The sequence below is a fragment of the Microbacterium sp. P5_B6 genome (assembly GCF_056400345.1).
In genome coordinates this window covers 111,069-136,558 of record NZ_JBFULL010000005.1, presented here as the reverse complement: position 1 = coordinate 136,558, position 25,490 = coordinate 111,069, and the positions used below count along the sequence as shown (strand labels likewise).

The 25,490-nt window shown below is 68.7% G+C and carries 18 protein-coding genes; 11 read left to right on the top strand and 7 right to left on the bottom strand.

All coding sequences use genetic code 11. From position 1 onward, the window contains the following. Window position 1: 1 nt before the first annotated feature. Window positions 2–2,284: a formate C-acetyltransferase gene (gene pflB, locus AC1DP3_RS08700; RefSeq protein ID WP_477292761.1), complete on the bottom strand. Its 2,283-nt coding sequence runs from the start codon at window positions 2,282–2,284 to the stop codon at window positions 2–4. Window positions 2,285–2,483: 199 nt separating this feature from the next. Then, a complete protein-coding gene (locus tag AC1DP3_RS08695; RefSeq protein ID WP_477292760.1) occupies window positions 2,484–4,142 on the bottom strand; it encodes a Mur ligase family protein in 1,659 nt (552 codons plus the stop codon). Window positions 4,143–4,264: 122 nt separating this feature from the next. Here AC1DP3_RS08695 and AC1DP3_RS08690 point away from each other — a divergent pair, with 122 nt between their 5' ends. Continuing rightward, window positions 4,265–5,569 (top strand): M50 family metallopeptidase, encoded by a 1,305-nt coding sequence (locus tag AC1DP3_RS08690; RefSeq protein ID WP_477292759.1) that lies wholly within the window; start codon window positions 4,265–4,267, stop codon window positions 5,567–5,569. Window positions 5,570–5,758: 189 nt separating this feature from the next. Beyond that, the gene (locus AC1DP3_RS08685) at window positions 5,759–6,112 is read left to right on the top strand and encodes a hypothetical protein (protein WP_477292758.1); all 354 of its coding nucleotides are present in this window, start codon (window positions 5,759–5,761) and stop codon (window positions 6,110–6,112) included. On the opposite strand, the gene AC1DP3_RS08680 is transcribed toward AC1DP3_RS08685, so the two are convergent. Continuing rightward, window positions 6,109–8,046, bottom strand: a complete 1,938-nt coding sequence (locus tag AC1DP3_RS08680; RefSeq protein ID WP_477292757.1) for an anthranilate synthase family protein — start codon at window positions 8,044–8,046, stop codon at window positions 6,109–6,111. The genes AC1DP3_RS08685 and AC1DP3_RS08680 overlap by 4 nt on opposite strands. A gap of 203 nt (window positions 8,047–8,249) precedes the next feature. After that, window positions 8,250–9,482, bottom strand: a complete 1,233-nt coding sequence (locus tag AC1DP3_RS08675; RefSeq protein ID WP_477292756.1) for a low temperature requirement protein A — start codon at window positions 9,480–9,482, stop codon at window positions 8,250–8,252. A gap of 108 nt (window positions 9,483–9,590) precedes the next feature. On the opposite strand from AC1DP3_RS08675, the gene ispG reads away from it, so the two are divergent. From ispG to AC1DP3_RS08645, 6 genes are all read left to right on the top strand, one after another. Further along, entirely contained in the window at window positions 9,591–10,742 is a 1,152-nt protein-coding gene (ispG, locus tag AC1DP3_RS08670; protein ID WP_477292755.1) for a flavodoxin-dependent (E)-4-hydroxy-3-methylbut-2-enyl-diphosphate synthase, read from the top strand. 11 nt (window positions 10,743–10,753) lie between these two features. Continuing rightward, a complete protein-coding gene (locus AC1DP3_RS08665) occupies window positions 10,754–11,311 on the top strand; it encodes a pyridoxamine 5'-phosphate oxidase family protein (RefSeq protein WP_477292754.1) in 558 nt (185 codons plus the stop codon). 137 nt (window positions 11,312–11,448) lie between these two features. Then, the gene (locus AC1DP3_RS08660) at window positions 11,449–15,021 is read left to right on the top strand and encodes a hypothetical protein (RefSeq protein WP_477292753.1); all 3,573 of its coding nucleotides are present in this window, start codon (window positions 11,449–11,451) and stop codon (window positions 15,019–15,021) included. Window positions 15,022–15,153: 132 nt separating this feature from the next. Continuing rightward, a complete protein-coding gene (locus tag AC1DP3_RS08655; RefSeq protein WP_477292752.1) occupies window positions 15,154–15,690 on the top strand; it encodes an RNA polymerase sigma factor in 537 nt (178 codons plus the stop codon). Next, window positions 15,681–16,913: a hypothetical protein gene (locus AC1DP3_RS08650; RefSeq protein WP_477292751.1), complete on the top strand. Its 1,233-nt coding sequence runs from the start codon at window positions 15,681–15,683 to the stop codon at window positions 16,911–16,913. The genes AC1DP3_RS08655 and AC1DP3_RS08650 overlap by 10 nt, the downstream gene beginning before the upstream one ends. 40 nt (window positions 16,914–16,953) lie before the next feature. After that, window positions 16,954–18,753: a proline--tRNA ligase gene (locus AC1DP3_RS08645; protein WP_477292750.1), complete on the top strand. Its 1,800-nt coding sequence runs from the start codon at window positions 16,954–16,956 to the stop codon at window positions 18,751–18,753. Between the two features lie 111 nt (window positions 18,754–18,864). Here the strand turns inward: AC1DP3_RS08645 and AC1DP3_RS08640 are convergent, their stop codons facing one another. The 3 genes from AC1DP3_RS08640 to AC1DP3_RS08630 form a co-directional block, all read right to left on the bottom strand. Next, window positions 18,865–19,365: a pyridoxamine 5'-phosphate oxidase family protein gene (locus tag AC1DP3_RS08640; RefSeq protein ID WP_477292749.1), complete on the bottom strand. Its 501-nt coding sequence runs from the start codon at window positions 19,363–19,365 to the stop codon at window positions 18,865–18,867. Between the two features lie 62 nt (window positions 19,366–19,427). Beyond that, complete coding sequence (locus AC1DP3_RS08635; RefSeq protein ID WP_477292748.1) at window positions 19,428–20,234, bottom strand: DUF1206 domain-containing protein; 807 nt, start codon at window positions 20,232–20,234, stop codon at window positions 19,428–19,430. 91 nt (window positions 20,235–20,325) lie between these two features. After that, window positions 20,326–20,940 carry an acetate uptake transporter family protein gene (locus AC1DP3_RS08630; protein WP_477292747.1) on the bottom strand — a complete coding sequence of 205 codons (615 nt, stop codon included), beginning with the start codon at window positions 20,938–20,940 and terminating at the stop codon, window positions 20,326–20,328. A gap of 196 nt (window positions 20,941–21,136) precedes the next feature. On the opposite strand from AC1DP3_RS08630, the gene nusA reads away from it, so the two are divergent. The 3 genes from nusA to infB all read left to right on the top strand — a co-directional run bounded on the left by nusA (window position 21,137) and on the right by infB (window position 25,384). Beyond that, on the top strand, window positions 21,137–22,123 hold the full coding sequence (nusA, locus tag AC1DP3_RS08625) for a transcription termination factor NusA (RefSeq protein ID WP_477292746.1): 987 nt from the start codon (window positions 21,137–21,139) through the stop codon (window positions 22,121–22,123). A 74-nt stretch (window positions 22,124–22,197) separates the two neighbouring features. After that, on the top strand, window positions 22,198–22,452 hold the full coding sequence (locus AC1DP3_RS08620) for a YlxR family protein (RefSeq protein WP_477292745.1): 255 nt from the start codon (window positions 22,198–22,200) through the stop codon (window positions 22,450–22,452). Between the two features lie 112 nt (window positions 22,453–22,564). After that, window positions 22,565–25,384, top strand: coding sequence for a translation initiation factor IF-2 (gene infB / locus AC1DP3_RS08615; RefSeq protein WP_477292902.1), 2,820 nt, complete (start codon window positions 22,565–22,567; stop codon window positions 25,382–25,384). Window positions 25,385–25,490 lie beyond the last annotated feature (106 nt).

The window sequence follows — 25,490 nt, the reverse complement described above, 5'->3', positions numbered from 1 at the left end:
CTCACATCGAGCCGTGGAAGGTGCGGGAGAGCACGTCGAGCTGCTGCTCGCGAGTCAGTCGCACGAAGTTCACGGCGTAGCCCGACACGCGGACGGTGAGCTGGGGATAGTTCTCGGGGTGCTCCATGGCATCCTCGAGGGTCTCCCGATTGAGGACGTTGACGTTCATGTGGTAGCCCTTCGAGCCCACGTACGCGTCAAGGAGGCTCGCAAGGTTGGCGACCTGCTCCTCGTGCGTCCGGCCGAGACCGGCGGGAACCACCGTGTTGGTGAGCGAGATCCCGTCCTGCGCCTGGTCGTAGGGCAGCTTCGCGACAGAGAGCGCGGATGCCAGCATCCCGTGCGTGTCCCGTCCGTTCATCGGGTTGGCGCCCGGGGCGAACGGCTCGCCGGCGCGACGGCCGTCGGGGGTGTTGCCGGTCGCCTTGCCGTAGACGACGTTCGAGGTGATGGTCAGCACCGACTGGGTGGGCACGGCGTCGCGGTACATCGGATGGCTGCGGACCTTGGCCATGAAGCGCTCGACCAGGTCGACCGCGATCTCGTCGGCGCGGTCGTCGTCGTTGCCGTACGAGGGGAAGGTTCCCTCGGTGACGTAGTCGACGACGATGCCGCGCTCGTCACGGACGGGCCGGACCGTGGCGTACTTGATCGCCGAGAGCGAATCGGCGGCGACCGAGAGCCCCGCGATGCCGCAGGCCATCGTCCGCAGGACGTCGCGATCGTGCAGCGCCATCTCCAGCCGCTCGTACGCGTACTTGTCGTGCGACCAGTGGATCGTGTTCAGCGCCTCGACGTATGTCGCGGCGAGCCAGTCCATCGTGTCGTCGAAGCGGGCCATGACGTCGTCGAAGTCGAGCACGTCCCCCTCCACCGGAGCGACGGCGGGCGAGACCTGCGCACCCGTGTTCTCGTCACGTCCGCCGTTGATCGCGTAGAGCAGCGTCTTGGCGAGGTTGACCCGGGCGCCGAAGAACTGCATCTGCTTGCCGATGCGCATCGGCGAGACGCAGCACGCGATGGCCGCGTCATCGCCCCAGTACTCGCGGATCGTGTCGTCCGACTCGTACTGCACCGCCGAGGTGTCGATCGAGACGCTCGCGCAGTAGTCCTTGAAGCCCTGGGGAAGGCTCGGGCTCCAGAAGACGGTCATGTTCGGCTCGGGGGCCGGGCCCAGGTTGTAGAGCGTCTGCAGGTAGCGGAACGAGTTCTTCGTGACGAGCGTGCGTCCGTCCTCTCCCATGCCGCCGATCGACTCGGTCACCCAGGTGGGGTCGCCCGAGAAGAGGGCGTCGTACTCCGGCGTCCGCAGGAACCGCACGATCCGCAGCTTGATGACGAAGTCGTCGATCAGCTCCTGCGCGCGCTCTTCGGTGATCCGCCCGGCGGCGAGGTCGCGCTCGATGTAGATGTCGAGGAAGGTCGAGGTGCGGCCGAGCGACATCGCGGCCCCGTTCTGCTCCTTGACGGCGCCGAGGTAGGCGAAGTAGAGCCACTGCACGGCTTCCTGGGCGGTGGTGGCAGGGCCCGAGATGTCGAAGCCGTAGGAGGCCGCCATGGCCTTGAGCTCGGCGAGCGCGCGCAGCTGCTCCGCGTGCTCCTCGCGCTGGCGGACGATGTCCTCGGTGAATGGCAGGACGTCCAGCCCGAGCTTGTCGAGCTTCTTCGCCGTGATCAGCGCGTCGACGCCGTAGAGGGCGACGCGGCGGTAGTCGCCGATGATGCGACCGCGGCCGTACGCGTCKGGCAGACCCGTGATGATGTGGGACGAGCGGGCCGCGCGCACCGACGGCGGGTAGATGTCGAAGACGGCGGCGTTGTGCGTCTTGCGGTAGTCGGTGAAAGCGGTCTTGAGCGTCTGGTCGACCTCGTACCCGTACGTCTCCAGCGCGCCCTCCACCATGCGCCATCCGCCGTTGGGCATGATGGCGCGCTTCAGCGGTGCATCGGTCTGCAGGCCCACGATGAGCTCGTCGTCCTTCACGATGTAGCCGGGCCCATGGGCGGTGATCCCCGCCGGTGTGTGCGGGTCGACGTCGTAGACGCCCTTCTCGCGCTCCTCCGGGAACATCGCCGCGATCGTGTCCCACACGCGGGTGGTGCGAGCGGTGGGGCCCGCGAGGAACGCAGCCGCTCCCTCATAGGGCGTGTAGTTGCACTGGATGAAGTCGCGGACGTCGATGGCGTCCTGCCATGGGCCCGGTGTGAAGCCCTTCCACGCGGCCGGCTGCCCGTCCGCAGGTTCGACGGTGGCGCGCTGAGCTGCGGGGATGACGATGCTCATGATCCGCTTCCTTCTCCTTCGAGAAAGGTCGCGCCTGCGGCTTGCCTTATGTGCAGCACTCGTCCGACGCGCCTTTCCCCCAGGGTAGCGCTATGGTCAGACCACATTCCAGGAGTCTGGGGCAGTGCACAAACTCGGGCCGTGGAAGCGCAATGGCTTTGTGGTCAGACCACAAAGCCATTGTCTGATCAGCGTTGGTTCAATGACGCCACTCGCGCGACGGATCCGAGAGCGGAGTCGCGTCGGAGGGGTACGGGACAGGCCAGTGCGGCGCGGGAACGGGCCAGCCCGCGTCCGCCAGAGCGCGCCGCGCCAGTTCGCGGGCGGAGTAGGGCGTCCGGACACCGCGGATGTCGCGGTAGTCCTGGTGCCCGGGACCGGCCCAGAGGATCGCGTCGCCCTCGCCGACCAGGCTCACCGCCTCGATGATCGCCCGCTCGGGGGGAGTGACATCGTGGATGTCGGCATCCGGTCGTGCTCGCAGCGCGCCCTCGATCAGCGTCGCGCGAATCGATTCGGGATCCTCGAAGCGGGGGTGATGGTCGGTGATGACCAGGATGTCACTGCCCTCGACGGCTGTGCGGCCCATGTCATGGCGCTTGGTGGCGTCGCGGTCGCCATCGGCCCCGACCACCATGACCACCTTGCCCGGGGTCACGCGCCGCACCGCCGCCAGCGTCTTCTCGAAGGCGTCGGGGGAGTGGCCGAAGTCGACATAGACGGCCGGTCCGGCGTCGCCCGAGACGAGCTGCGTGCGACCGGGGAGGAACGCCTCGATGCTGCCGCCGTCGAGTGCTGCGACGAGGTCCTCCCACGTGTAGCCGCCTTCGAGCAGCATCACGATCGCGAGGCCGGCGTTCGCGGCCATGTGCGGGCCGATCACAGGTACGACGGTCGTGAGTGTGCGGCCGTCCCTCGATTGGAGGCGGAAGGCCGTGCCGGCGGGTCGCTCGTCGAGGATCTCCACCGTCCAGTCGGCTGAGGCCGCGGCATCCGGATCCGCGGCGATGGCCGGCGTCCCCACCGTCACGAACGGCACCTCGCAGCGCTCGACGACCTCGAGGCCCGGCGTGGAGTCCAGCGAGATCACGGCAGAGCGGGAGCGGTCGGGGCGGAACAGGGGCAGCTTCGCCTCGAAGTACTCGCTCATATCGGCGTAGTCGTCGAGGTGGTCGTGACTGAGGTTGGTGAAGCCGGCGACATCGAAGACCAGTCCGTCGACACGGTGGCGGCTGAGAGCCTGCGCACTGACCTCCACGGCCACCGCTTCGACGCCCCGCTCGCGCATGAGGGCCAGGAGCGCGTGGAATTCGGATGCCTCAGGAGTGGTCAGCCGCGAGACGATGACCTCGCCCGCGATGTGGCGTTCGGCGGTCGACGACAGGCCGGTGACGACGCCCAGCTGGCCGAGAATGCCCTCGAGGATGTGCGAGACGCTGGTCTTGCCATTGGTTCCCGTCGTGCCGAACAGCAGCGGCAGATCGTCGTCCGCGCCGGTGCCGTACACCCACGCCGACAGTTCGCCGAGCAGGCCCCGCGGGTCGTCGACGACGAGGATGGGAAGGCCGGCGCTCGCGGCGATGTCCGCTCCCGCCGCGTCCGTCACGATCGCGACGGCTCCCTTGTCGGCCGCGGCCCGCGCGAACTCGGCCCCGTGGCGGTTCACGCCGCGAATGGCGACGAACGCCTCGCCGGCGCGCAGGTCGGCGGTCGCGAGTGTGATGCCGCTCACCGACACGCCGTCCAGCTCACCGCGGGTCTCGCGGGCGAAGCGGCTGGCCAGTTCGGCGAGGGAGCGGACGGGGGGGTTCTCCGGTCGGAGAACGGGGGGCAGGTTCGAGGGCGCGTCAGTCGACATGTCTCGTCAATCCTCTCATCGCGGCTCCCGCATGACACCCGGCACACGGGGAGCCGGATGCCTTCAGCCGCCTGCTGGCGTTCTCAGGCCAACTCCAGGGTTGGCGCGGGTACGGTTGCCGTGTGACCGTCATCGCCTTCATCATCGGCGTCCTCGTGCTCGTCGTCGGGCTCGCCGTGTCGATCGCGCTGCACGAACTCGGCCATCTGTGGCCCGCGAAGAGGTTCGGGGTGCGCGTCGGACAGTACATGATCGGGTTCGGGCCCACCCTCTGGTCGCGGCGCAGGGGTGAGACCCAGTACGGCTTCAAGGCGATTCCGCTGGGCGGCTACATCTCGATGGCGGGGATGTATCCGCCCTCGCCGACTGCCGCCGGCTCCGAAAGCCGGGCCGGCCGCGCCGCCGGCGGGTTCTTCGCGACGATGGTCCAGGACGCGCGCACGGCGAACGACGAGACCCTCCAGGGCGAGGACGACGATCGGGTCTTCTACCGGCTGCCGATCTGGAAGCGGATCGTCGTGATGCTCGGCGGGCCGTTCATGAACCTGCTCCTCGCGATCGTGCTCTTCACCATCATCTTCAGCGGGATCGGCGTGCAGACGGCGACCACGACGGTCGCAGGAGTCTCGGAATGCGTTCCGGCTTCGCTGTCTGCCGAGTGCGCGCCCGACGATCCCGCCCCTCCGGCCGAGGAAGCGGGCATCCAGTCCGGCGATGTCATCCTTTCGGTCGACGGCACGCCGGTCGACACCTTCGCCGAGGCATCCGCCATCATCCGCGAATCCCCCGGCGAGCCGCTCGTGCTCGTGGTGGAACGGGGCGGCGAGGAGCAGCGGATCGTCGTGACGCCGGCCGAGATCACCGCGTCCTCGGATGATCCGGCCGCCGAGCCGGAAGCCGTGGGCTTCGTCGGCATCCGTCCCGAGGTCGACTACGTGCGCCAGCCCGTGTGGGCGGGCGCCCAGGCGGCGGTGGAGAACGTCGGCGCGGTCGCCGGGATCATCTGGCAGCTGCCCGCCAAGATCTATCAGGCCGGTGTATCGCTCGTGACCGGCGAGGAGCGCGACCCCAACGGTCCCCTCAGTGTCGTGGGCGCAGGCATCCTCGCGGGAGAGGTGGCGACCGTCGACGCTCCCATCCTGAACCGCGTCTCGGCGATGCTGGGCCTCCTCGCCTCGCTCAACATCGCACTGTTCGTCTTCAACCTCATCCCGCTGCTGCCGCTGGACGGCGGGCATGTCGCCGTGGCGCTCTGGGAAGGGATCAAGCGCGTCTGGGCCAGGATCTTCCGCCTGCCCGCCCCGAAGCCCGTGGATGCGACCAAGCTCGTCCCCGTCACGTTCATCGTGGTCGTCGCGCTCGTAGTCATGGGCGGCGTGCTGATCCTCGCCGACATCTTCAACCCCATCTCGATCCTCGGCCCGTAGGAATCCCGGGGCGGATGCCGGGGCCCCGGTTGACAGAGCGCTCTGTCGTCGAGCGCACACGCTCTTCGCATCCGTAAGCCGCTCCCTCGGCGAGAGAGCGCACTGTCGACGACGGCCAGGCTCTGCAGGTCATCATGCGCTTGTCAACCGTCTGCCTCGGTTGGACGTTGAGGCTCTAGAACAGGGGGCATGAAGCACCTCTCGTACGGAGATAAGACGTTGTTCGTCGATGACGCGACAGCCGACGCACTTGTGGAGTATGCGGGCCTCATCGCTGCAGAGCAGAGCGGTGACACCGTCACAGTCCGCGCGATCGGTCAAGACGGCAACGAAGTCCAGGTATCGATCGTCCTCAACGCCGGAACGGCCCTAGCTTCAGAAACCACTAATGCCGGCCTCGAGCCTCCCTCCAACCCCACCGAGGTCGCCTACATGCTGGAGCGCATAGAGCTCATCCGCAATCCTCCTGAGGGGCAGCCCATGGAGGACGAAGCGCAGCAGATCTACGACGACGCACGCACCGAGGAGTGGGGCTCGGACTAGCGCGTCGGGGTCGGCGTGAGCGCCTGAGCCACCAGCTGCTCGAGGACGGACATCCCGTCGCGCGACAGGATCGACTCGAGGTGCCCCTGCACCGAGGCGAAGCCGTGCCCCCGAAGGGCGTAGACATCTCCCGTTTCGGCATCCGATGAAACCTCCGCGTCGGCCACCCGCGCACTGCCCGGCTCCACCCGTGCGGTGAAGGTGTTGTAGAAGCCGATGGATGCCGGGGCGCCGAAGATGTCGACGGATTTCTGGAGACCCTGGTGCGGGCGCGCGAGCGGTGCCAGCTCGAGACCGAGAGAGTCGGCGAGGATCTGGTGGCTGAGGCATACCGCGAGCAGCGGGCGCCCCGATGCCCGTCTCCGCCCGACGATCTCGCGCATGCGGCGGATGCGCGGGCTCACCGGGTCACGCGGATCACCGGGGCCGGGTCCGCAGACGACGAGCTCGACCTCGTCCAGCTGGTCGTCGGTGACGATGTTCCACGGCACGATCTCGACCGAGAGACCCAGATGCCGCAGCTGGTGCGCGAGCATCGTCGTGAAGCGGTCCTCGACGTCGACGACGATCGCAGACCGGCCCGCAAATGGGCCCGAGCCGCCGGCATCCTGCGGATTCAGCCAGAACGGGGCCAGTCGTGCATTGCGCGACGTCAGGAGCGAGGCGATTCCCGGATCGTCTGCGAGCCGCTCCGGCTCAGCCGCCGGGGCATCCTCGTCGATCGCGTCCGACGACGGGGCGATGGTGTCGCGCGGGATGGCGCCGATGGCGCCGAGGACGCCCGCCGCCTTTCCGTGCGTCTCGTTGACCTCTCCCTCGGGGTCCGAATGGCGCACGAGGGTGGCGCCGACGGGTACACGGAGCTGACCGTCCACGAGGTAGGCCGTGCGGATGAGGATCGGCGCATCGAGGTCGTGCGTCGGCTCGTCGGCTGGAACGGGTGCGGTGCTGGACGGGCGGGGCGTGAAGAGCGCGGCCACGCCTGAGTAGTAGCCGCGGGGCTTGCGCTCGTGCCGGGTGATGACGGTGCAGGCGTTCTGCATGGGGGACCCCGTCACTGTGGGCGCGAACATCGTCTCGCGCAGGATGTCGCGCGGGTCGAGTCGGCTGCGGCCGCGCAGGACGTATTCGGTATGGGTGAGACGCGACATCTCCTTGAGGTGCGGCCCGGTGATCCGGCCGCCGTCGGAGCAGACGGCGCTCATCATCTTGAGCTCCTCATCGACCACCATGAAGAGCTCTTCGGTCTCTTTGGCCGACTCGAGGAACTCCGTCAGGGTCTCGGTCGTGGCCCCGCCCGCCGGGTGGCGGAAGGTGCCCGAGATCGGGTTCATCGTCACGACGCCGGCCTGTGCGCTGACATGCGCTTCGGGGCTCGCGCCGACCGCGATGTGGTCCGGAGTCACGATGGCGAAGGTCCAGTAGGCACCGCGCTCGTATTCGAGCAGAGCGCGGAACCACGTCAGCGCCGCCGTCTTCGGATCGGCGTCGACGGACGCGGTGAAGTCGCGCCGGATGACGAAGTTCGCACCTTCGCCTGCTCCGATCTCATCCGCGATGACGCGGCGGACGATGGCTGCGTATTCGTCGTCCGGGATGTCGAAGCCCGCGTCCTGCAGCGCGATCGGAGCGGACGGCAGCTCCGCGAGAGCATCTGCGCGGGGGAACGACTCGTGGCCCTCGACGATGAGGCAGCGCAGCGGCGCGCGGTCGTCGTGGCACTGGAACCCGCGCTCCACCACCTGGCGGAAGGGGACCAGAGCCAGCACCTCTCGTGCTGCGCCGTCGGCGCCCGAGAGCGGGATGTCGGCGAGCAGGTCCACATCGAGGATCTCGCCGGTCAGCAGCTCGACGGTGACGCCGTCGCGCGCGATGAGCGCGAAGGACTCCGCCTTCGCGAGCGCCGCGGTCAGGGGGGAGGGGCTCGGGGTCATCGCCGGCCTTTCATCGGGTCGGGCGGTCGCTCAAACAGAAAGACCGCCCTCGGGCGGTCTGTGTCTGGGGAACGCGAACACACCGCCGTCAGCGGGCGGGCCACCACGTGGTGAGGTTCGCGAACATGCGGTCACGATAGCAGAACGACGCTGCCCTCCGCTCCGCAGAGCCCACGTCGTGCCCCGCGTCGCCCTCCGCTCCGTCAGACGCCGTTGCGCTCGAGCACGGCTGCCTGGTGCCGGTAGCCGACCGTCTCGTAGCCGACCACGATCGCGAGCGGCGAGGCGGCCACGATGAGGAGCGAGCCGCCGATCGACAGCCCAGCCTGGACCGCGACGACGCTGAGAACGAGTACGGCGACGCCGGCGACCGAGAGCCAGACGTGGAACAGGTCGAACTCCTTCACGAGGAACGTGTAGAGCGAGAAGAGCACCACTTCGAAGACGAGCACCGGCACGGCGACCGACATCAGCGCGAAGGTGGCATCCACGTGCGCCTCGTGCGAGATCACCTGAGCGGCGACATGCAGACCCGTTCCGACGCCCACGAGGGAGCCGAACAGCACGATGTGCCCGTAGCCCCAGACGAACCCGCGCTCGCGATAGCGGTGGAGGATTCGGCCTGACGGCATCATGAAGTACACCCACCAGAGTCCGAAGACCAGGGCGATGCCCGCGAGCGCGATGAGGGCGGCCTCGAAGCTCCACCCCTCGAACTGGACGACGGCCGAGATCGCCAGGATCGTCCCGAGCACGACCTCGCCCAGCGTGATGATCGTGAGCAGGCCGTAGCGCTCGGCGATGTGATGGCCGTGCCACGGTGTGCGACCGAACTTCAGCTCGGCGAACAGCGGGCCGGCGAGCTCGATGACGATGAGGACCCCTGCGACGGCGAACGTCGGGCCCGCCGGAAGGTCGACGAAGATGAGCGCGACCCAGAACACCTGGGCGACGGCGATGTTGGCGACGTACGCGAGGGCCGTTCTCCGGTGCGCTGGATCCTCCCGGGCGACTCGCAGCCAGAGTGCGACCGTCGCGATGCGCATGACCACGTAGCCCGCGACGACCACGGCGTTGTTCATGTGCTCGCCCTTGGCGAGGGAATGGAACACGTCGGGGACGCCGAGCGCCACGACGAGGACGCCGAGCATGACCACCAGCGTGGCGATGCGGAAGAACAGGTCGTCGTTGTCGTACGCGGAGGCGAGCCAGGAGTAGTTGATCCACGCCCACGACACCGCGAACGTCGTGAACGCGAATCCGCCCAGCGCCGTGGCGACGTCCCCGAGCTCGAGGTAATGCGCCGCCTCGGCCGAGATCTGACTGAACGCGACGACGAAAGTGAGGTCGAACAGCAGCTCGAGGGGGGTTGAGGCGCGATTCGCCTCATGAGGGTCGCGGCCGGTCATCGGGGCGATGCGGTGGCTCAAACTCATGGCCAGAAGATACACGGCCCCTGTTTCCGAAGACTCTCGAGGGGACCGGCATCCGTCACCGGATCAGGCCCTCGGCACCCCCCTCCTGTCCCGGCGTAGGCTGGAGCAGTGCCAGCAGTGAATCTCGGGATGCCCAAGGTGCCCGAAGTCCTCGCCCCCCGTCGCAGGTCCCGCCAGATCAAGGTCGGCAAGGTGCTCGTCGGCGGCGATGCGCCGGTCAGCGTTCAGTCGATGACCACGACGCCCACGACGAACATCAACGCGACGCTCCAGCAGATCGCCGAGCTCACCGCGTCCGGCTGCGAGATCGTGCGTGTCGCAGTGCCGTCGCAGGATGACGCCGATGTGCTGCACATCATCGCGAAGAAGAGCCAGATCCCGGTCATCGCCGACATCCACTTCCAGCCGAAGTACGTCTTCCAGGCGATCGACGCGGGCTGCGCGGCCGTGCGGGTGAACCCGGGCAACATCCGCAAGTTCGACGACCAGGTGGGTGCCATCGCCAAGGCCGCGAAGGATGCGGGGGTGTCGCTGCGCATCGGCGTGAACGCGGGATCGCTGGATCCGCGGCTGCTCGAGAAGTACGGCAAGGCCACACCCGAGGCGCTCGCCGAGAGCGCCCGGTGGGAGGCGAGCCTCTTCGAGGAGCACGACTTCCACGACTTCAAGATCTCTGTCAAGCACAACGACCCCGTGATCATGGTGAAGGCGTACCGCCTGCTCGCCGGCATGGGCGACTGGCCGCTCCACCTCGGCGTCACCGAGGCGGGCCCGGCATTCCAGGGCACGATCAAGAGCGCAACGGCGTTCGGCATCCTGCTCAGCGAGGGGATCGGCGACACGATCCGCGTCTCGCTGTCGGCGCCGCCCGCCGAAGAGGTCAAGGTCGGCCACCAGATCCTCCAGTCGCTCAACCTGCGCGAGCGCAAGCTCGAGATCGTCTCGTGCCCGTCATGCGGGCGTGCGCAAGTCGACGTCTACACGCTCGCGGACGACGTCACCGAGGGCCTCAAGGACATGACCGTGCCGCTCCGCGTGGCAGTCATGGGCTGCGTCGTCAACGGGCCGGGCGAGGCGCGCGAAGCCGACCTCGGTGTCGCATCCGGCAACGGCAAGGGTCAGATCTTCGTCAAGGGGCAGGTCATCAAGACCGTGCCGGAGGCCGACATCGTGGCGACCCTCATCGAGGAGGCGAACCGCCTCGCCGCCGAGCTGGGACCAGACGCGCCCATCGGCACCGCTCAGGTCGTCACGGCCTGAGCCGCCGCATCATGGGCACCGTGTACGAGGGGATCGACGCGAAGCTCAGCGCGTGGATGACCCGCCAGCCGATGTTCTTCGTCGGAACGGCGCCGATGTCGGCCGACGGCCATGTCAACGTCTCACCGCGCGGACTCGACTGCTTCAGCGTGCTGGACGAGCACACGGTGGCATGGGTCGACCTCACCGGCAGCGGCGCGGAGACGATCGCCCACCTCCGGGAGAACGGCCGCATCTGCGTGATGTTCGCCGCTGTCGACGCGCAGCCGCGCATCGTGCGGCTACATGGCCGAGGGCGGGTCGTGACAGCAGACGATGAGCTCTTCGACGACGTCGTGGCGCAGCATCCGTCGCTCGTCGGGCCCCGTGCGGTGATCGTCGTGGATGTCGACCGAATCGCTGATTCGTGCGGCTGGGGCGTCCCCCGCATGGAGCTCGTGGGTGGCGGCGATCGCGGCATCATGGGTCCCTGGGCAGAGCGGAAGGGCGATGCAGGGCTCGCGAGGTACCGCGCCGAGAAGAACGCCTCGAGCCTCGACGGACTGCCCGCCCTCGCCACCGCGGACTGACCGCCGATCGCATCGCGCCGCAAGCAGACGTATCACCACCGTCGCACCACCCTCCTTCGGTGTGTCGGCAGAGTGCCGGCCCCGGCAGCCGCCGGGATGGACGCCGCCGTGCGGCGACCCACTTCGGAGGTACGGAAATGGCCACGACAACCATCGCCACGGGTCTTCAGGGAGCCATCGGGAGCAGAGCCGACGCCGCAGGAGGCGGCGTCGTCTTCGTCGAGTACGCGGGCACGGTCCGCCGCATCGACCCCGCGACGGGAACCACCGACACGATCGGCAAGGGCTTCACAGAGCTCGAGGACATCGAGATCTCGCCGGACGGCGCCACCTACTACCTGAGCGAGCGCGGCGGGACCATCTACGCGGTCGCCGCCCCTGACGGCTTCGAGCAGGCGTCGGCACCGGTGCTCGCGAGCGGCCTGGGCGCGGTGCAGCAGCTTGCCGCCACTGCCGACGGCGCGACGCTCTACGCCATCGAGTACGGCCCCTCCGGATCCCTCCTCAGCATCGACACGGCGTCGGGCACGGTGACCACTGTCGCCTCGGGCTTCCAGCAGGCGGTCGGCCTGGCACTCGGTCCGGGGGAGGGAACCGCCTACATCACCGAGCAGGGGCTCGGCGGCCGGCTCGTCAGCGTCCCCACGACAGGCGGGGCGATCGCGGTCGTCGCGACCGGAATCGTCGCTCCGTTCTTCCTCAGCTGGACGGATGCTGTCCGCCAGACCCTGCTGGTCACGCAGCGCGACCCCATCCACGCGCTCACCGTCATCCAGCTCGGCTTCGGAACGCCCATCGTGAGCACCGTCACCACAACGCCCTTCCGGCCGTCGAGCGTCGCCGTCTGGGATGACGGCGGCACGCCCACCGGCGTCATCGCCGCCGATTCCGAGATCGCGACCGTCGATCTCACCCCGGCATTGCAGCCGCCCGTGATGATCGACATGCCGACCGATGCGATGTTCCCCGGCGGATACCGTCGCGTGTTCTACCGCCTGGCGGGCGGCCTGACCCCCGACGAACTCGAGTTCTTCGTCGGTGAAGGCCCGGAGGCCGGAGCGATCTCGCCGTCGAAGGACGCCACCTGGGACGACGCGAATCCCCATGTCATGCTGCTCGCAGGTCCACGCACCGGAACCTTCACCCTCGTCGTCACGCACTCGGTGACGGGGGACACGCTGGCCAAGGTCCCCTTCGACGTCTCGACGGAATGGGCGGATGAGCACGACGGTCCGCCGCTCGCGTTCGTCGGGGAGTCCCAGCCGTGGGTCACCGGCGGTGCGTGGGGCGGCGGTCCGGCGGGCGTGCAGAACGTCAACGTGATGCCTGCCACCGGCGTCCGGCGGGTGGGAATCGTGCTGGTCGACACGTCGAGCAGCCGGCTTCCGACCACAGGGACGACGACGGCGGACATCCGCACATCGTGKGCCAACGAGGTCGTCGCGACGACTCCCGACCCGGACGGGGTGCTGCGCAGTTCGTCGCACTACTTCCGGGAAGTCTCGGATGGGCGATTCGACGTCTCGCTCACGGGGGGCGCTGTCGCCGGACCCGCGAGCCTGCCGGGCTCGTGGACCGACTACTTCGAGTGGAACGACGACCGCGACTTCTGGGGCACCAAGGGCAACCTCTTCCAGGCGGCGGCCACCGCGGCCCAGGGGATGATCGACTTCGACAACGTCGACACGCTGGTGATCATCACGTTCTCGCTCACGGCCTCGATCGACCCCGCCACTCCGGATCTGTTCGTCTGGCCGATCGCAACCGGCGTCAACATCTCGTACACCAGCCCGGGAAGTTCGACGGTCAAGCAGAAGACGCTTCCGGTCATCTCGATGCCGACCGACTGGACGGCCGTCGACGGGCGCCGCGTGCACGAGACCCTGTCGCACGAGCTGGGCCACAACCTGGGCCTGCCGGACCTCTACATGAACGTGACCGGCTTCGATCCGTCCATCCAGGCGCGCGATGTCGGCGACTGGGATCTCATGTCGCACGACGGCTCGCTGCCTCACCTGAGCGTGGCGGCCAAGCTCATGCTGGGCTGGATCGATCCGGCACTGGTCCGTCCGTACAACTTCGCCCTCGCCGGCGGGGGCGTCAGCGACACCCTGACTCTCAAGGCCAGCAGCAATCTCGGCGGGGCGGTGGTCGGGACCGATCTCGCCGGGATCGAGGTGCGTCGCGCAGACGGCTGGAACTACTACTTCGAGTACCGCCAGGGTCAGGGATCCGACATCGCCGACCGGCAGCTGCCGCAGAGCGGATCGGTCATCGGCACGGACGTCGTATCGGGCATCTTCGAGCCTCCGCTCGCGCGGCGCATGATCGTGCAGATCCCGACCGACGTCGACGGGGACGGACCCGTGCTGCGCGAGCCCGCGGACTATGAGGAAGACGATCCGTCGGGTCCCGCCGAGTTCAGCCTCGAGGTGATCAGCCGCAGCGGAGACAGCGCTCAGGTGCAGCTCAACTACGGCGCAGGCGGCAAGCCCGACCCCTCGATCCGGCCGTGGCCGGGCGGCAACAACTGGCAGAGCCCCGACATCCTGATCATGAATGCCAAGAGCGACGCCGACTCGTCGTGGCTGAACGTCCCATGGGCGGGACACACCAACCGGGTGCGGGCGACGATCACGAACGGCGGGGACTTCGTCGCGAACGATGTGCGCGTGAACTTCTTCGTGAAGAACTTCGCGATCTCGGGGGCTCCCGAGGTGCCGATCGGCTCCGTGACGATCGACATCCCGCCGGGCGCCTCGGTTCCGGCCGAGATCAACTGGACGCCACCGGCATCGGCGACGACCGGCAACGCGCACTTCTGCATCGTGGTGCGGATCCCGCTGTTCCAGGACGCCGCCAATCCGGCGATCGTCGAGCTGACCGAGCTGAACAACGTCGCGCAGAGCAACTACTCGCGGTTCATCTCCTCGGATGCCTCGCCCGCCGTCCGAGGGATCTCGTCGGTCGACGTGCACAATCCCTACGACAAGGAGACGCGGTTCTGGGTCGTGCCGTCGCAGACGTCGAACTTCTTCCGCACGTATGTGGGGAACCAGTGGCTCAAGGTTCCGGCAGGCACCACCCGCACCGTCGAGGTGATGTACKAGTCGCTCGTCGGCGACCCGGCATTCGCATCGACCGCGGGCGAGATGCGGCAGCGCGTGTACAAGGTGCCGAACGTCGTCTCGCTCGTCGGACTCGCTGAGAACCCGCACGAGAAGCCGCACAACGCCGAGGTCGTCGGAGGCGCCACCATCCAGGTGGCGGCCGCACGGGCCACGAAGTTCGACTGGATCAAGGTCGAGGGCGCCGACGTGTACGGGCGGGTCGTCGACAAGGGCAACGGCACAGGGGTGCCGCGCGGGCGGGTGCTGGTGTCGGCCCGGCTGAAGGAGGATCCCGACAAGGAGCTCTACGCCTCGGGAGACGTCGACGCGGAGGGCCAGTTCCACGTGCGGTTCCGTCGGCTGCGTCGGCTGCCCAAGCACCTGGTCGACCTGGGAGCCAACGGGCATCTCCGTCCCAAGCCCGGCAACGGGGGCGGGCTGCGCGCCGACCGCCTGCGCGAGGAGATCCAGATCGCCGACCCGCGCATCCTCGGTCGCGGGGACGTCGCCCAGGAGTACTCCTGGATCATGGAGGCCGAATACCTCGGCACCACCGGATACGGCAACAGCACGAGCGAGCAGTTCGGCTCCACCTTCTGAGGTCGGATGCCGGGGGTTCGGGGGGGCGGGGATGCGGATGCCGCGGGCCGAGGCTCGCGGCATCCGTGCGTTCCGGGACGTTCGCGTCGCGAGATCTGTGAACCTTTTCCGCGTTCGCGGACACTACTAGGTATGAGCGAATCGGATGAGTCGCTGTGGGAACGGGTGGCAGCGGGCGATGAGAGCGCCCTCGCTGCCCTGTTCGACCGCCATGAAGCGCGCCTCTTCCGACACTCACGTCGACTGCTGACCACCCGTGAAGACGCGAAGGATGCCGTCACGATCGCGTTCTTCGAGCTGTGGCGCAAGCGAGATTCCGTGCGGCTCGTCGACGGATCCCCGCTGCCATGGCTCCTGAACACCGTGTCGAATTCTGCGAGGAACCTCGAACGGTCCGGTCGCCGGTATCGGGTGCTGATCGCGCGCGCACCGATCGCGGAGCACCGAGCATCGCCGTCTGCACGGGACGAAAGCGGCGTCCTCGCCGCATTGAAGAGGCTCCCCGCGAAAGAGCAGAGCGTGGTCGTGCTGACGGTGCTCGAAGGTTACCCGGAGCGGGCGGCCGCAGAGACGCTCGGCATTCCCATCGGCACCGTCAAATCACGCCTCTCGCGTGCGAAGGCGAGGCTTCGTGAAGACATGGCCGCATTGGAGGCATCGTGGACGTGAACGACAGCGGGGGGCTCTCGCCGCGTGAGCACGCAGAGATGCGGGACCTCGTGCTGGCGGGGACGCAGCGCATCCGCCCGCAGCATGCCCGTCGCGTCTCACTCATGACTGCGGCTGTCGCCGTGACGCTCGTGGCAGCGGTGACCGGCGGTGCCGTCACCACTGCGGCTCTGATCAGCTCGGATCGCGATGCACCGTCAGTGTCATCGCCGGAACCCACGACGTCGCCGGAGAGCACACCGACGCCGACCGCCACTCCGACACCAACGGTCGTCCCCCCGCCCGCGCCCGATCCGGCACCGCCGGTCCTGGAGGTTCCGTCGGCCGGCACCACGCCGTTCGGAGGCGAGTGCGCCAACGCGCTCACGGACGAGGAGGTCGACGCCCTCCGCGGGATCCCCATGGTCCGTTCGGACTATCGGTGGCAGACCGGCGCCAACGTCGTCCTCGGAGGAATCGACTGTGTCTGGGTATCGGCCGAAGAGTACCTATCAGCCACGATCCATCTGTTCGCGTACCCCGAATCGGTGGTGCCCGATGAGGTGCGCGAAGGGGTCGTGCCGGGGTGTCAGCCGGTCAACGGGGAGGGCTCCTTCGTCGAGTGCTCTGTTGCAGGAACGGTCGATGGGATGTGGCTGCAACTGCGCGCTGTCGCCCGCGATGACCAGCTGTCCGCGGGCGGAGTGGACGCCCTCTATGCGAGTGCGGTGGCGCGCCTCAGCGCGTACGCCCCAGGGGTGCCGGCGACGCGAACTGCGAAGTGGTGGCCGACTCTCGACTGCGCCGCGCTCCTCGCCCGCATCGATCCCATGTCGTACGGTCACGAGCGGGTCGCGATCCTGGACGCCCAGGGGTATACCGGCCCGTCGACGGAGCGCGCCGAGGGCATCCCCACCCTGGCCGGTGCCACGTCATCCTGCGACCTGCACTTCACATCAGGATCAGGCGACGCGACCTCGGGCGAGGTTGTGAGGTTCGCCGTCGTCCCAGGGGGCGCGATTGTCTTCCAGACCGCCGTCGATGCCGAGCTTTCGGTGCCGGTGCAGGTCGACGGGGCCCAAGCAGCGGTGATCGCGGGCGGCCTCGACCGGTACGAAGGCTCAGGGGCGGTGATCGTCGCCACGGACGGTGTCAACGTGCTCCTTGTCACGCCAGACATGGCGACGGAGACCGCGAAGGCCGCACCCCTCGCCGCGGCGGCGCTCGCGATGCTGAACGGGTGATCGCGGGCCGAGGCCCGCGGCATCCGTAGACTTGACCCTCGTGGTCACCCGTCTGTCGCACTACTTCCTCCGCACGCTTCGTGAAGACCCCGCCGACGCGGAGGTGACGAGTCACCGCTTGCTCGTCCGCGCCGGCTACATCCGGCGTGCCGCGCCGGGCGTGTTCACCTGGCTGCCGCTCGGACTCCGGGTCAAGGGGAAGATCGAGAAGATCATCCGCGACGAGATGACCAGCGCGGGCGCATACGAGGTGCATTTCCCGGCGCTGCTGCCGCGCGACCCGTATGAGGCGTCCGGCCGCTGGACTTCCTACGGCGACGGCATCTTCCGCCTGCAGGATCGCAAGGGCGCCGACTACCTGCTCKCGCCGACGCACGAGGAGATGTTCACACTCCTCGTCAAGGACCTCTACTCCTCGTACAAGGACCTGCCGCTGACGATCTATCAGATCCAGGACAAGTACCGCGACGAGGCTCGCCCGCGCGCCGGCCTCCTGCGCGGGCGCGAGTTCACCATGAAGGACGCGTACTCGTTCGACTACACCGACGAGGGGCAGGATGCCTCGTACCAGTCGCAGCGCGACGCGTACGAGCGGATCTTCCAGAAGCTCGGCCTCGAGTACGTCATCGTGGCCGCCGACAACGGCCTCATGGGCGGCGCGCGCTCCGAGGAGTTCCTCCACCCGACGCCGGTCGGCGAAGACACGTTCGTGCGATCGGCAGGCGGATATGCCGCCAACGTCGAGGCCTATACGACGACCGCTCCCGAGCCGGTTCCGTTCGACGGACTGGGCGCGCCGGTCGTGTTCGACTCGCCCGACACCCCGACGATCCAGACACTGGTCGACCATTGCAACGCGCACCTCGAGCCTCCCGCGCCGGGAGTCGCCGGACCCGGGACGGACGGCGCATCCCAGTGGACCGCAGCCCACACCCTCAAGAACGTCGTTCTCGCCCTCACCCACCTCGACGGCACGAGGGAGCTCGTGATCGTGGGGCTTCCGGGCGACCGCGAGATCGACGACAAGCGCGCCGAGGTGGCGTTCGCCCCGGCATCCGTCGAAGCGGCCGGCGAACAGGACTTCGAGAACAACCCGCTACTCGTCAAGGGCTACATCGGCCCCTGGTCCGAGACCGGGTCGATCCTCGGCGAGGAGTCCGCGACCGGCATCCGGTACCTGCTCGATCCGCGAGTGGCGGATGGAACCGCGTGGGTCACCGGCGCCAACATCGACCAGAAGCACGTCCACACCCTGGTGGCGGGTCGCGACTTCACCGGCGACGGCTTCGTCGAGGTCGCGAACGTCCGAGCGGGCGACCCCGCACCGGACGGCTCCGGCCCCCTCGAACTCGCTCGCGGCATGGAGATCGGCCACGTCTTCCAGCTGGGCCGCTTCTTCGCCGAGACTCTGGGCCTGAAGGTCCTGGACGAGAACGGCAAGCTCGTGACGGTCACGATGGGTTCGTACGGCATCGGCGTGACGCGCATCCTCGCGATCCTCGCCGAGCTCAACAACGACGACAAGGGCATCATCTGGCCCGAGGCGGTCGCGCCGTTCGACGTCCACGTGATCGCGACGGGCCGGGATGCCGTCGCCTTCGAGCTGGCCGGGTCGCTGTCCGCCGAGCTCGAGGCGGCGCGCCTGGATGTGCTCTACGACGACCGTCCCGGCAAGGTCTCACCCGGCGTGAAGTTCGCCGACGCGGAGCTGATCGGCGTGCCCCGGATCGTCATCGTGGGCCGAGGCGCACCCGACGGTCAGGTCGAGCTCTGGGACCGCCGCACGGGTGAGCGTGAGGTCGTGCCGGTCGCCGAGGCGGTTGCCCGGCTCACCGCGTAACTCAACTCACGGTCCAGAGCGCTCGCGAGCGCTGCAGTCTCCTGCCAGCGCGGCGCCGATTCCTGGCGCGCTCGCAGGAGACACCCGCGCACGCCCGGCTCACCGCGTAGCTCAGCAGCTCACCCGGCCGTGGTCCGTCATGTCGTCGGGCGTGTCGTGCGTCACGAGGGCCTTGGCCATGGCGACGGTCGAGGCGAGCTTGCCGTGCGCCGGCTCCCAGTACTCGCACTCGACCGGCGTGACGCGCAGCAGCGCGATTCCGGGAGTATCGAGCCCGTCCGCGAACCAGATGTCGAGGGAGGGGCTGTAGAGCTCCTCCATCTTGCTGGGGTCGTGGACCACTCGCGCCCGCCCGGCGACCGAGACGAACCGCATCCCCTTCGCATCGGAATAGGCCAGACCCACGTCGTGATCGGCTTCCACCTCGTCGACCTTCTTGGTCTGCTCGGCGGTGAAGAACCAGATGTCGCCCTGGTCATCCATCTGCCGCGTGCTCATCGGCCTGCTCACCCGATTGCCTGCGGCATCCTGCGTCGTCAGCATGGTGAAGTCGATGTCCTCCACCAGTTCCTTCAGCCGGGCGATCGCCTGTGGTCCCGTCACTTCGCTCATGGATTCCAGGCTGGCCGTCGCACCCCTGCCGCGCGAGCCCTTGACAACGGGGAGCGAGCGGTTCAAAGGCGCGCGTATCGCGCGCGGAACATGCAGAAGATCGCATAGGCGAAGAATCCGACCCCGACGAGCCCCGCCATCCATGGACCGAGCGGGAGCACGAGGATCGCCTGGATCGCGCCGTCGAGCCCGCCCGCCGCGCGCGGGTCGTCCCGGACGCCCGCGACCAGCAGGCAGACACCGATGATCACGAGCGCCACCCCCTTGGCGACGAATCCCACGACGCCCAGGATCGTCACGACGATTCCCCGCCTGCCGCGCGGGATCTCCACCCGGTTCTCGTAGCTGCGCCGGATGCCCATGACGATGAATGTCGCGCCTCCCACCGCCACGCCGATGCCGACGATGCCGAGCAGGATCGGCCCGCCGACGACCGAGAGCACACCCCGGCTGGCCTGTTCGGTGGTCTTCTCGGCATCCGGGCGTGCACCCAGAGCGACGGATGCCGCCACGAGCCCGAGCGCGATGAAGACGAGCGCCTGCGCCCATTCGGCGGCCCGGCGCCCCCACTTCTGCGCGGTGCCGTCAGCGTCCTTCGCCAGGAGCCCTTCGGCCGCGTGATAGAGGCCGAGAGCGCAGAGGGTGACGGCCAGCACCCAGAGGGCGGCGACACCGATGGGAGCTGCGGCGATGGCGTTGAGGGCGCCCGTCTGATCGGTCTCGCCTCGTCCTCCGAAAGCGACGGCGATCACGATCGCGGCGATGAGTGCATGGACGACGCCGTTCGCGACGTAACCCGCACGGGCGAGACCTCGAAAGGCCGAACTGGACTCGGCGTTCCGGGCAGCCTCCTTCGCCTCGGCCCTCACCCGCACGAGTGTAGGAGCGCGGTGCGGCACTCCCCGCGGGGTTGACGCGGCCTGGGGGAGGGGTGATGCTGTGACCCCTGCCGGGCGCTGGTCAGGATTCCGGGTCGGGGCTGCCGGCGATCCACGGGGGACCGAGCGGAACCACTCGCCTGCCCATCGTGCGCCAGTAGAACTTCTCGACCAGCATGTAGGCGGCGAGGGCGGACGCGGCGATGAGGAGCACCGAGCCGGCGACGCCGAGCGCCTCCGCGCCCGAGAACGCGCCCGCCGCCTGAAAGCCGAGCCCCGCAGACACCAGGAGAAGCGTGATGGGAAGCGCCGAGTTGTGCACCGCCCCGGCCGGAGCGAAGGCCAGCGCCAGGATCGCGAAAGTCAGCGAGAACAGGCCACGGGCCGTGCTCGTCACTTCGAAGAATCCGAGCTCCTCACCCAGGAGGAAGCCCGGAACGACGATCCAGTACCAGCCGAACGCGTTGTAGACGATGAAGTGGAAGTTGTCGCCGATGAAGTACGACAGCATCCCGGCCGTCACCTGGACGACCCCTCCGAAGACGGCACCCACCCAGAAGACCGGGGACTCGTCCTGCACTCCCAGATGAGCCAGCTGGGCGGTCATCGTCGCGATCACGAACCCGAGGAGGCCGATGAGCCCGGGGTCGGCCGTGCGAACAGTGCGGTGGCCTGTGATGCTCGCCGGATCGTTCACGTGCAGTCCTTGCTCTTCCGAGCGACGGCCGGGCGCCGCAGCACAGCCAGTATGTCGCCCGGCCGACGCCTTCGCGCGGCGAATCGCGGCGGGGCCACCAGCCTGCTCACAGCCCGCGGAACGGGGCATCCGGTAACGTAGGGGGGATGCCGACGCGCAGCGCGCGCCCGGCGAAGAGCTGAATAGGGAGGCCCCGGTGAACATCGATCTCGGACTGCTGAGAACGGTCGAACGCGAGAAGGAGATCCCCTTCGAGGAACTCGTCCGCATCATCGAGCAGGCGATTCTGACGGCGTACGCCAAGCACACGTCGCCGACGGGCGAGTTGCCCGAAGGGGCGCGGTCGGAGCTCGACCGCAAGACCGGCCATGTCGCCGTCTTCATCCCGCTCCGCGACGAAGAAGGCGTCGTCATCGGCGAAGAGGAGAGCACCCCCGAAGACTTCGGCCGCATCGCCGCGTTCGCCGCGAAGCAGGTCATCAGCCAGCGGCTGCGCGACATCGCCGATGACGCCGTGCTCGGAGAGTTCAAGGGCAAGGAAGGCGACATCGTCGCCGGCGTCGTCCAGCAGGGCCCCAACCCGCGCATGGTCCATGTTGATCTCGGCACGGTCGAGGCGATCCTGCCTCCGGAAGAGCAGGTCGCCGGCGAGCAGTACACGCACGGCTCGCGCCTTCGGGTCTACGTGACCTCCGTCGCCAAGGGCACCAAGGGCCCGCAGATCACGGTGTCGCGCACCCATCCGGGTCTTGTCCGCAAGCTGTTCGCGCTCGAGGTGCCCGAGATCGCCTCCGGCCTGGTCGAGATCGTCTCGCTCGCGCGCGAAGCCGGCCACCGCACCAAGATCGCCGTCAAGGCGAACGACCCGACGATCAACGCGAAGGGCGCCTGCATCGGCGAACTCGGCCGGCGCGTGCGCGCGGTGACCGAAGAGCTGAGCGGGGAGAAGATCGACATCGTCGACTACGACCCGGAGCTCGCGAAGTTCGTCGCGAACGCACTGTCGCCGGCGAAGGTGACGTCGAGCTTCGTGCTCGATGTGACCAGCAAGGCCGTCCGCGCTCTCGTGCCGGACTACCAGCTCTCGCTGGCGATCGGCAAGGAAGGCCAGAACGCCCGCCTCGCCGCCAAGCTCACTGGCGCGAAGATCGACATCCAGCCGGATTCGATCCTCGAGTCCTGAACCCATCGAGAACCGCAGCCGAGCGCGGTCCCCAGCCTCCGGGCCGGACGGCCGGCTCGGCTCGAAGGTGTAACATGGAACCTGTACGAACGTGTGTCGGATGCCGCGCGCGTGCTCCCCGGTCCTCCCTCCTCAGGGTGGTCTCCATCGATTCCGTGCTCGTCATCGACGAGCGTGCGGCGATGCCAGGGCGGGGCGCGTGGGTGCACGAGACGCTCGAGTGCGTGGATGCCGCAATCCGGCGCCGCGCCTTCGTGCGGGCATTGCGTGTGTCAGGCCCGCTTGACACGCAGACCATCGAACAGCACCTCCAGCAGACAAAAGGCTGAATGGCTATGGAAACAAAGTGAACGGCTCGAAATGAGTCCCGTCCGCGACTAACGGTCTGCCCTGTCTGGGTAGATCCCAGACAGGAGAATTGTGGCAAACGCCAAACCACGCGTGCACGAGATCGCCTCCGAACTCGGAGTCGACAGCAAGGTGGCCCTCGCCAAGCTGAAGGAGCTCGGCGAATTCGTCAAGAGCCCCTCGTCCACCATCGAGCCCCCCGTGGCTCGCAAGCTTCGTGCTGCCCTCGAGGCAGACGGTGCCGGAAAGCCGGCCGCCTCCGGCGCCGGTGAGCAGAAGTCGGCGGGCGCAGCGCGCCCCACGGGCCGCCCCGGCCCCGTGCGCCCGGCTGCACCGTCGACCCCGGCGAGCGCAGCACGCCCCTCGGGTCCCACACCCGGACCCGCACGTCCCGCCGAGCCTGCTGCTCCGGTCGCTCCCGCGGCCGCAGCCGCGCCGACTCCCGCAGCGGTCACGCCTGCCCCGGCCGCTCCGGCTGCCGCCGCAGCGCCCGCTGAGTCCCCAGCGCCGGCCGCACCCGGTCAGGGTGGCACGGCAGCACCCACCCCCGGTGGCGCGACCCCCGCACCGCCGCGTCCGGGTGGCGCTCCCCGCCCCGGCAACAACCCCTTCGCCTCGGCGCAGGGGATGGGCCAGCGCCCCGCCGGCCCGCGTCCGGGCAACAACCCGTTCGCGTCGGCGCAGGGCATGGGCCAGCGCCCGACGCCCGGCAACATCCCCCGTCCGCAGGCTCCCCGTCCCGGCGCCCCGCGTCCCGGCGCTCCGCGCCCCGGTGGTGCGGGTCGTCCCGGTGGCGGCGGTCGTCCCGGCGCGCCCTTCCAGCAGCGCCCCGGCGGCCCCGGTCGTCCCGGCGGCGCCGGCGGGTTCCAGCGCCCCGGCGGCGCACCCGGTGCCGGTGCACCGGCTGGCGGCTTCGCCGGTCGTCCCGGCGGCGGTGGCGGTCGTGGCCGTGGGCCCGGCGGCGGCACCGCGGGTGCCTTCGGCAAGGGCGGCGGCAAGTCCAAGCAGCGCAAGTCGCGTCGTGCGAAGCGGCAGGAATTCGAGATGCGGTCGGCGCCGGTCGTCGGCGGCGTCAACGTCTCGCGCGGCAACGGCGAGATCATCCGCATGCGCCGCGGCGCATCGATCGCCGACTTCGCCGACAAGATCGAGGCCATCACGGGCTACACCGTGCAGCCCGGCACGCTCGTGACGATCCTCTTCAACCTCGGCGAGATGGCCACGGCCACCGAGTCGCTGGATGAAGCGACGTTCGAGGTGCTCGGCGCCGAGCTCGGCTACAAGATCCAGATGGTCTCGCCCGAGGACGAAGACAAGGAGCTCCTCGAGGGCTTCGGTCTCGACCTCGAAGCGGAGCTGGAGGCCGAGAGCGAGGACGACCTCGAGATCCGTCCGCCGGTCGTCACCGTCATGGGCCACGTCGACCACGGTAAGACGCGACTGCTCGACGCCATCCGTCAGACCAATGTGGTCGCGGGCGAGGCCGGCGGCATCACACAGCACATCGGTGCGTACCAGGTCTGGACCGAGCACGACGGCATCGAGCGCGCGATCACCTTCATCGACACCCCGGGCCACGAGGCGTTCACCGCCATGCGTGCCCGTGGTGCGCAGGTCACCGACCTCGCGATCCTCGTGGTCGCCGCCGACGACGGCATCATGCCCCAGACGGTCGAGGCGCTCAACCACGCCCAGGCCGCCGGCGTGCCGATCGTGGTCGCGGTCAACAAGATCGACAAGCCCGACGCCAACCCGGCCAAGGTCCGTCAGCAGCTGACCGAATACGGTCTGGTCGCTGAGGAGTACGGCGGCGACGTGCTGTTCGTCGACGTCTCGGCTCGCCAGAACATCGGCATCCAGGAGCTGCTGGACGCGGTCCTGCTGACGGCGGATGCCGGGCTCGACCTCACGGCGAACCCGAACAAGGCCGCTCGCGGTGTCGCGATCGAAGCGAAGCTCGACAAGGGCCGCGGATCGGTGGCCACGGTGCTCATCCAGTCCGGAACGCTTCGCGTCGGCGATGCGATCGTCGCGGGCACGGCCTACGGCCGAGTGCGCGCCATGGCCGACGAGAACGGCGACCCGGTCCTCGAGGCCTGGCCGTCGCGCCCGGTCCAGGTGCAGGGTCTCAACTCCGTGCCCCGCGCCGGCGACACGTTCATCGTCACCGAGGAGGACCGCCTGGCCCGTCAGATCGCTGAGAAGCGTGAAGCGGCCGAGCGCAACGCCCAGCTGGCGAAGGCCCGCAAGCGTATCTCGCTCGAGGACTTCACCCGCGCGCTCGAAGAGGGCAAGGTCGAGTCGCTCAACCTCATCATCAAGGGTGACGTCTCGGGTGCCGTCGAGGCCCTCGAGGAGTCGCTCCTCAAGATCGAGGTCGATGACTCGGTGCAGCTGCGGATCATCCACCGCGGCGTCGGTGCGATCACCGAGTCGGACGTGAACCTCGCGACGATCGACAACGCGATCATCATCGGGTTCAACGTCCGCCCCGACACGAAGGCGCGCGAGCGCGCCGCTCGCGAGGGTGTCGACACGCGGTTCTACTCGGTCATCTACAACGCGATCGACGATGTGGAGCAGTCGCTCAAGGGTCTGCTCAAGCCCGAGTACGAAGAGGTCCAGTCCGGTGTCGCCGAGATCCGCGAGGTGTTCCGCTCCTCCAAGTTCGGCAACATCGCCGGTGTCATCGTCCGCTCCGGCACGATCACCCGCAATGCGAAGGCGCGCGTCATCCGCGACGGTGTCGTCCTTGCCGATGGTCTCGCCATCGAGTCGCTGCGCCGCTTCAAGGACGACGTCACCGAGGTCCGCACGGACTTCGAGGCGGGTATCGGCCTCGGCAAGTACAACGACATCCAGATCGGCGATGAGATCGAGACGACCGAACTCATCGAGAAGCCTCGCGGCTGATCTCGGATAGCACAGAGGATCGCCCCTGCCAGTTCTGGCGGGGGCGATCCTCTTTTCGCGTGCGGGAGCGACACCCGGCCCCACCCCGCCATGAGCTCGCCCCGCC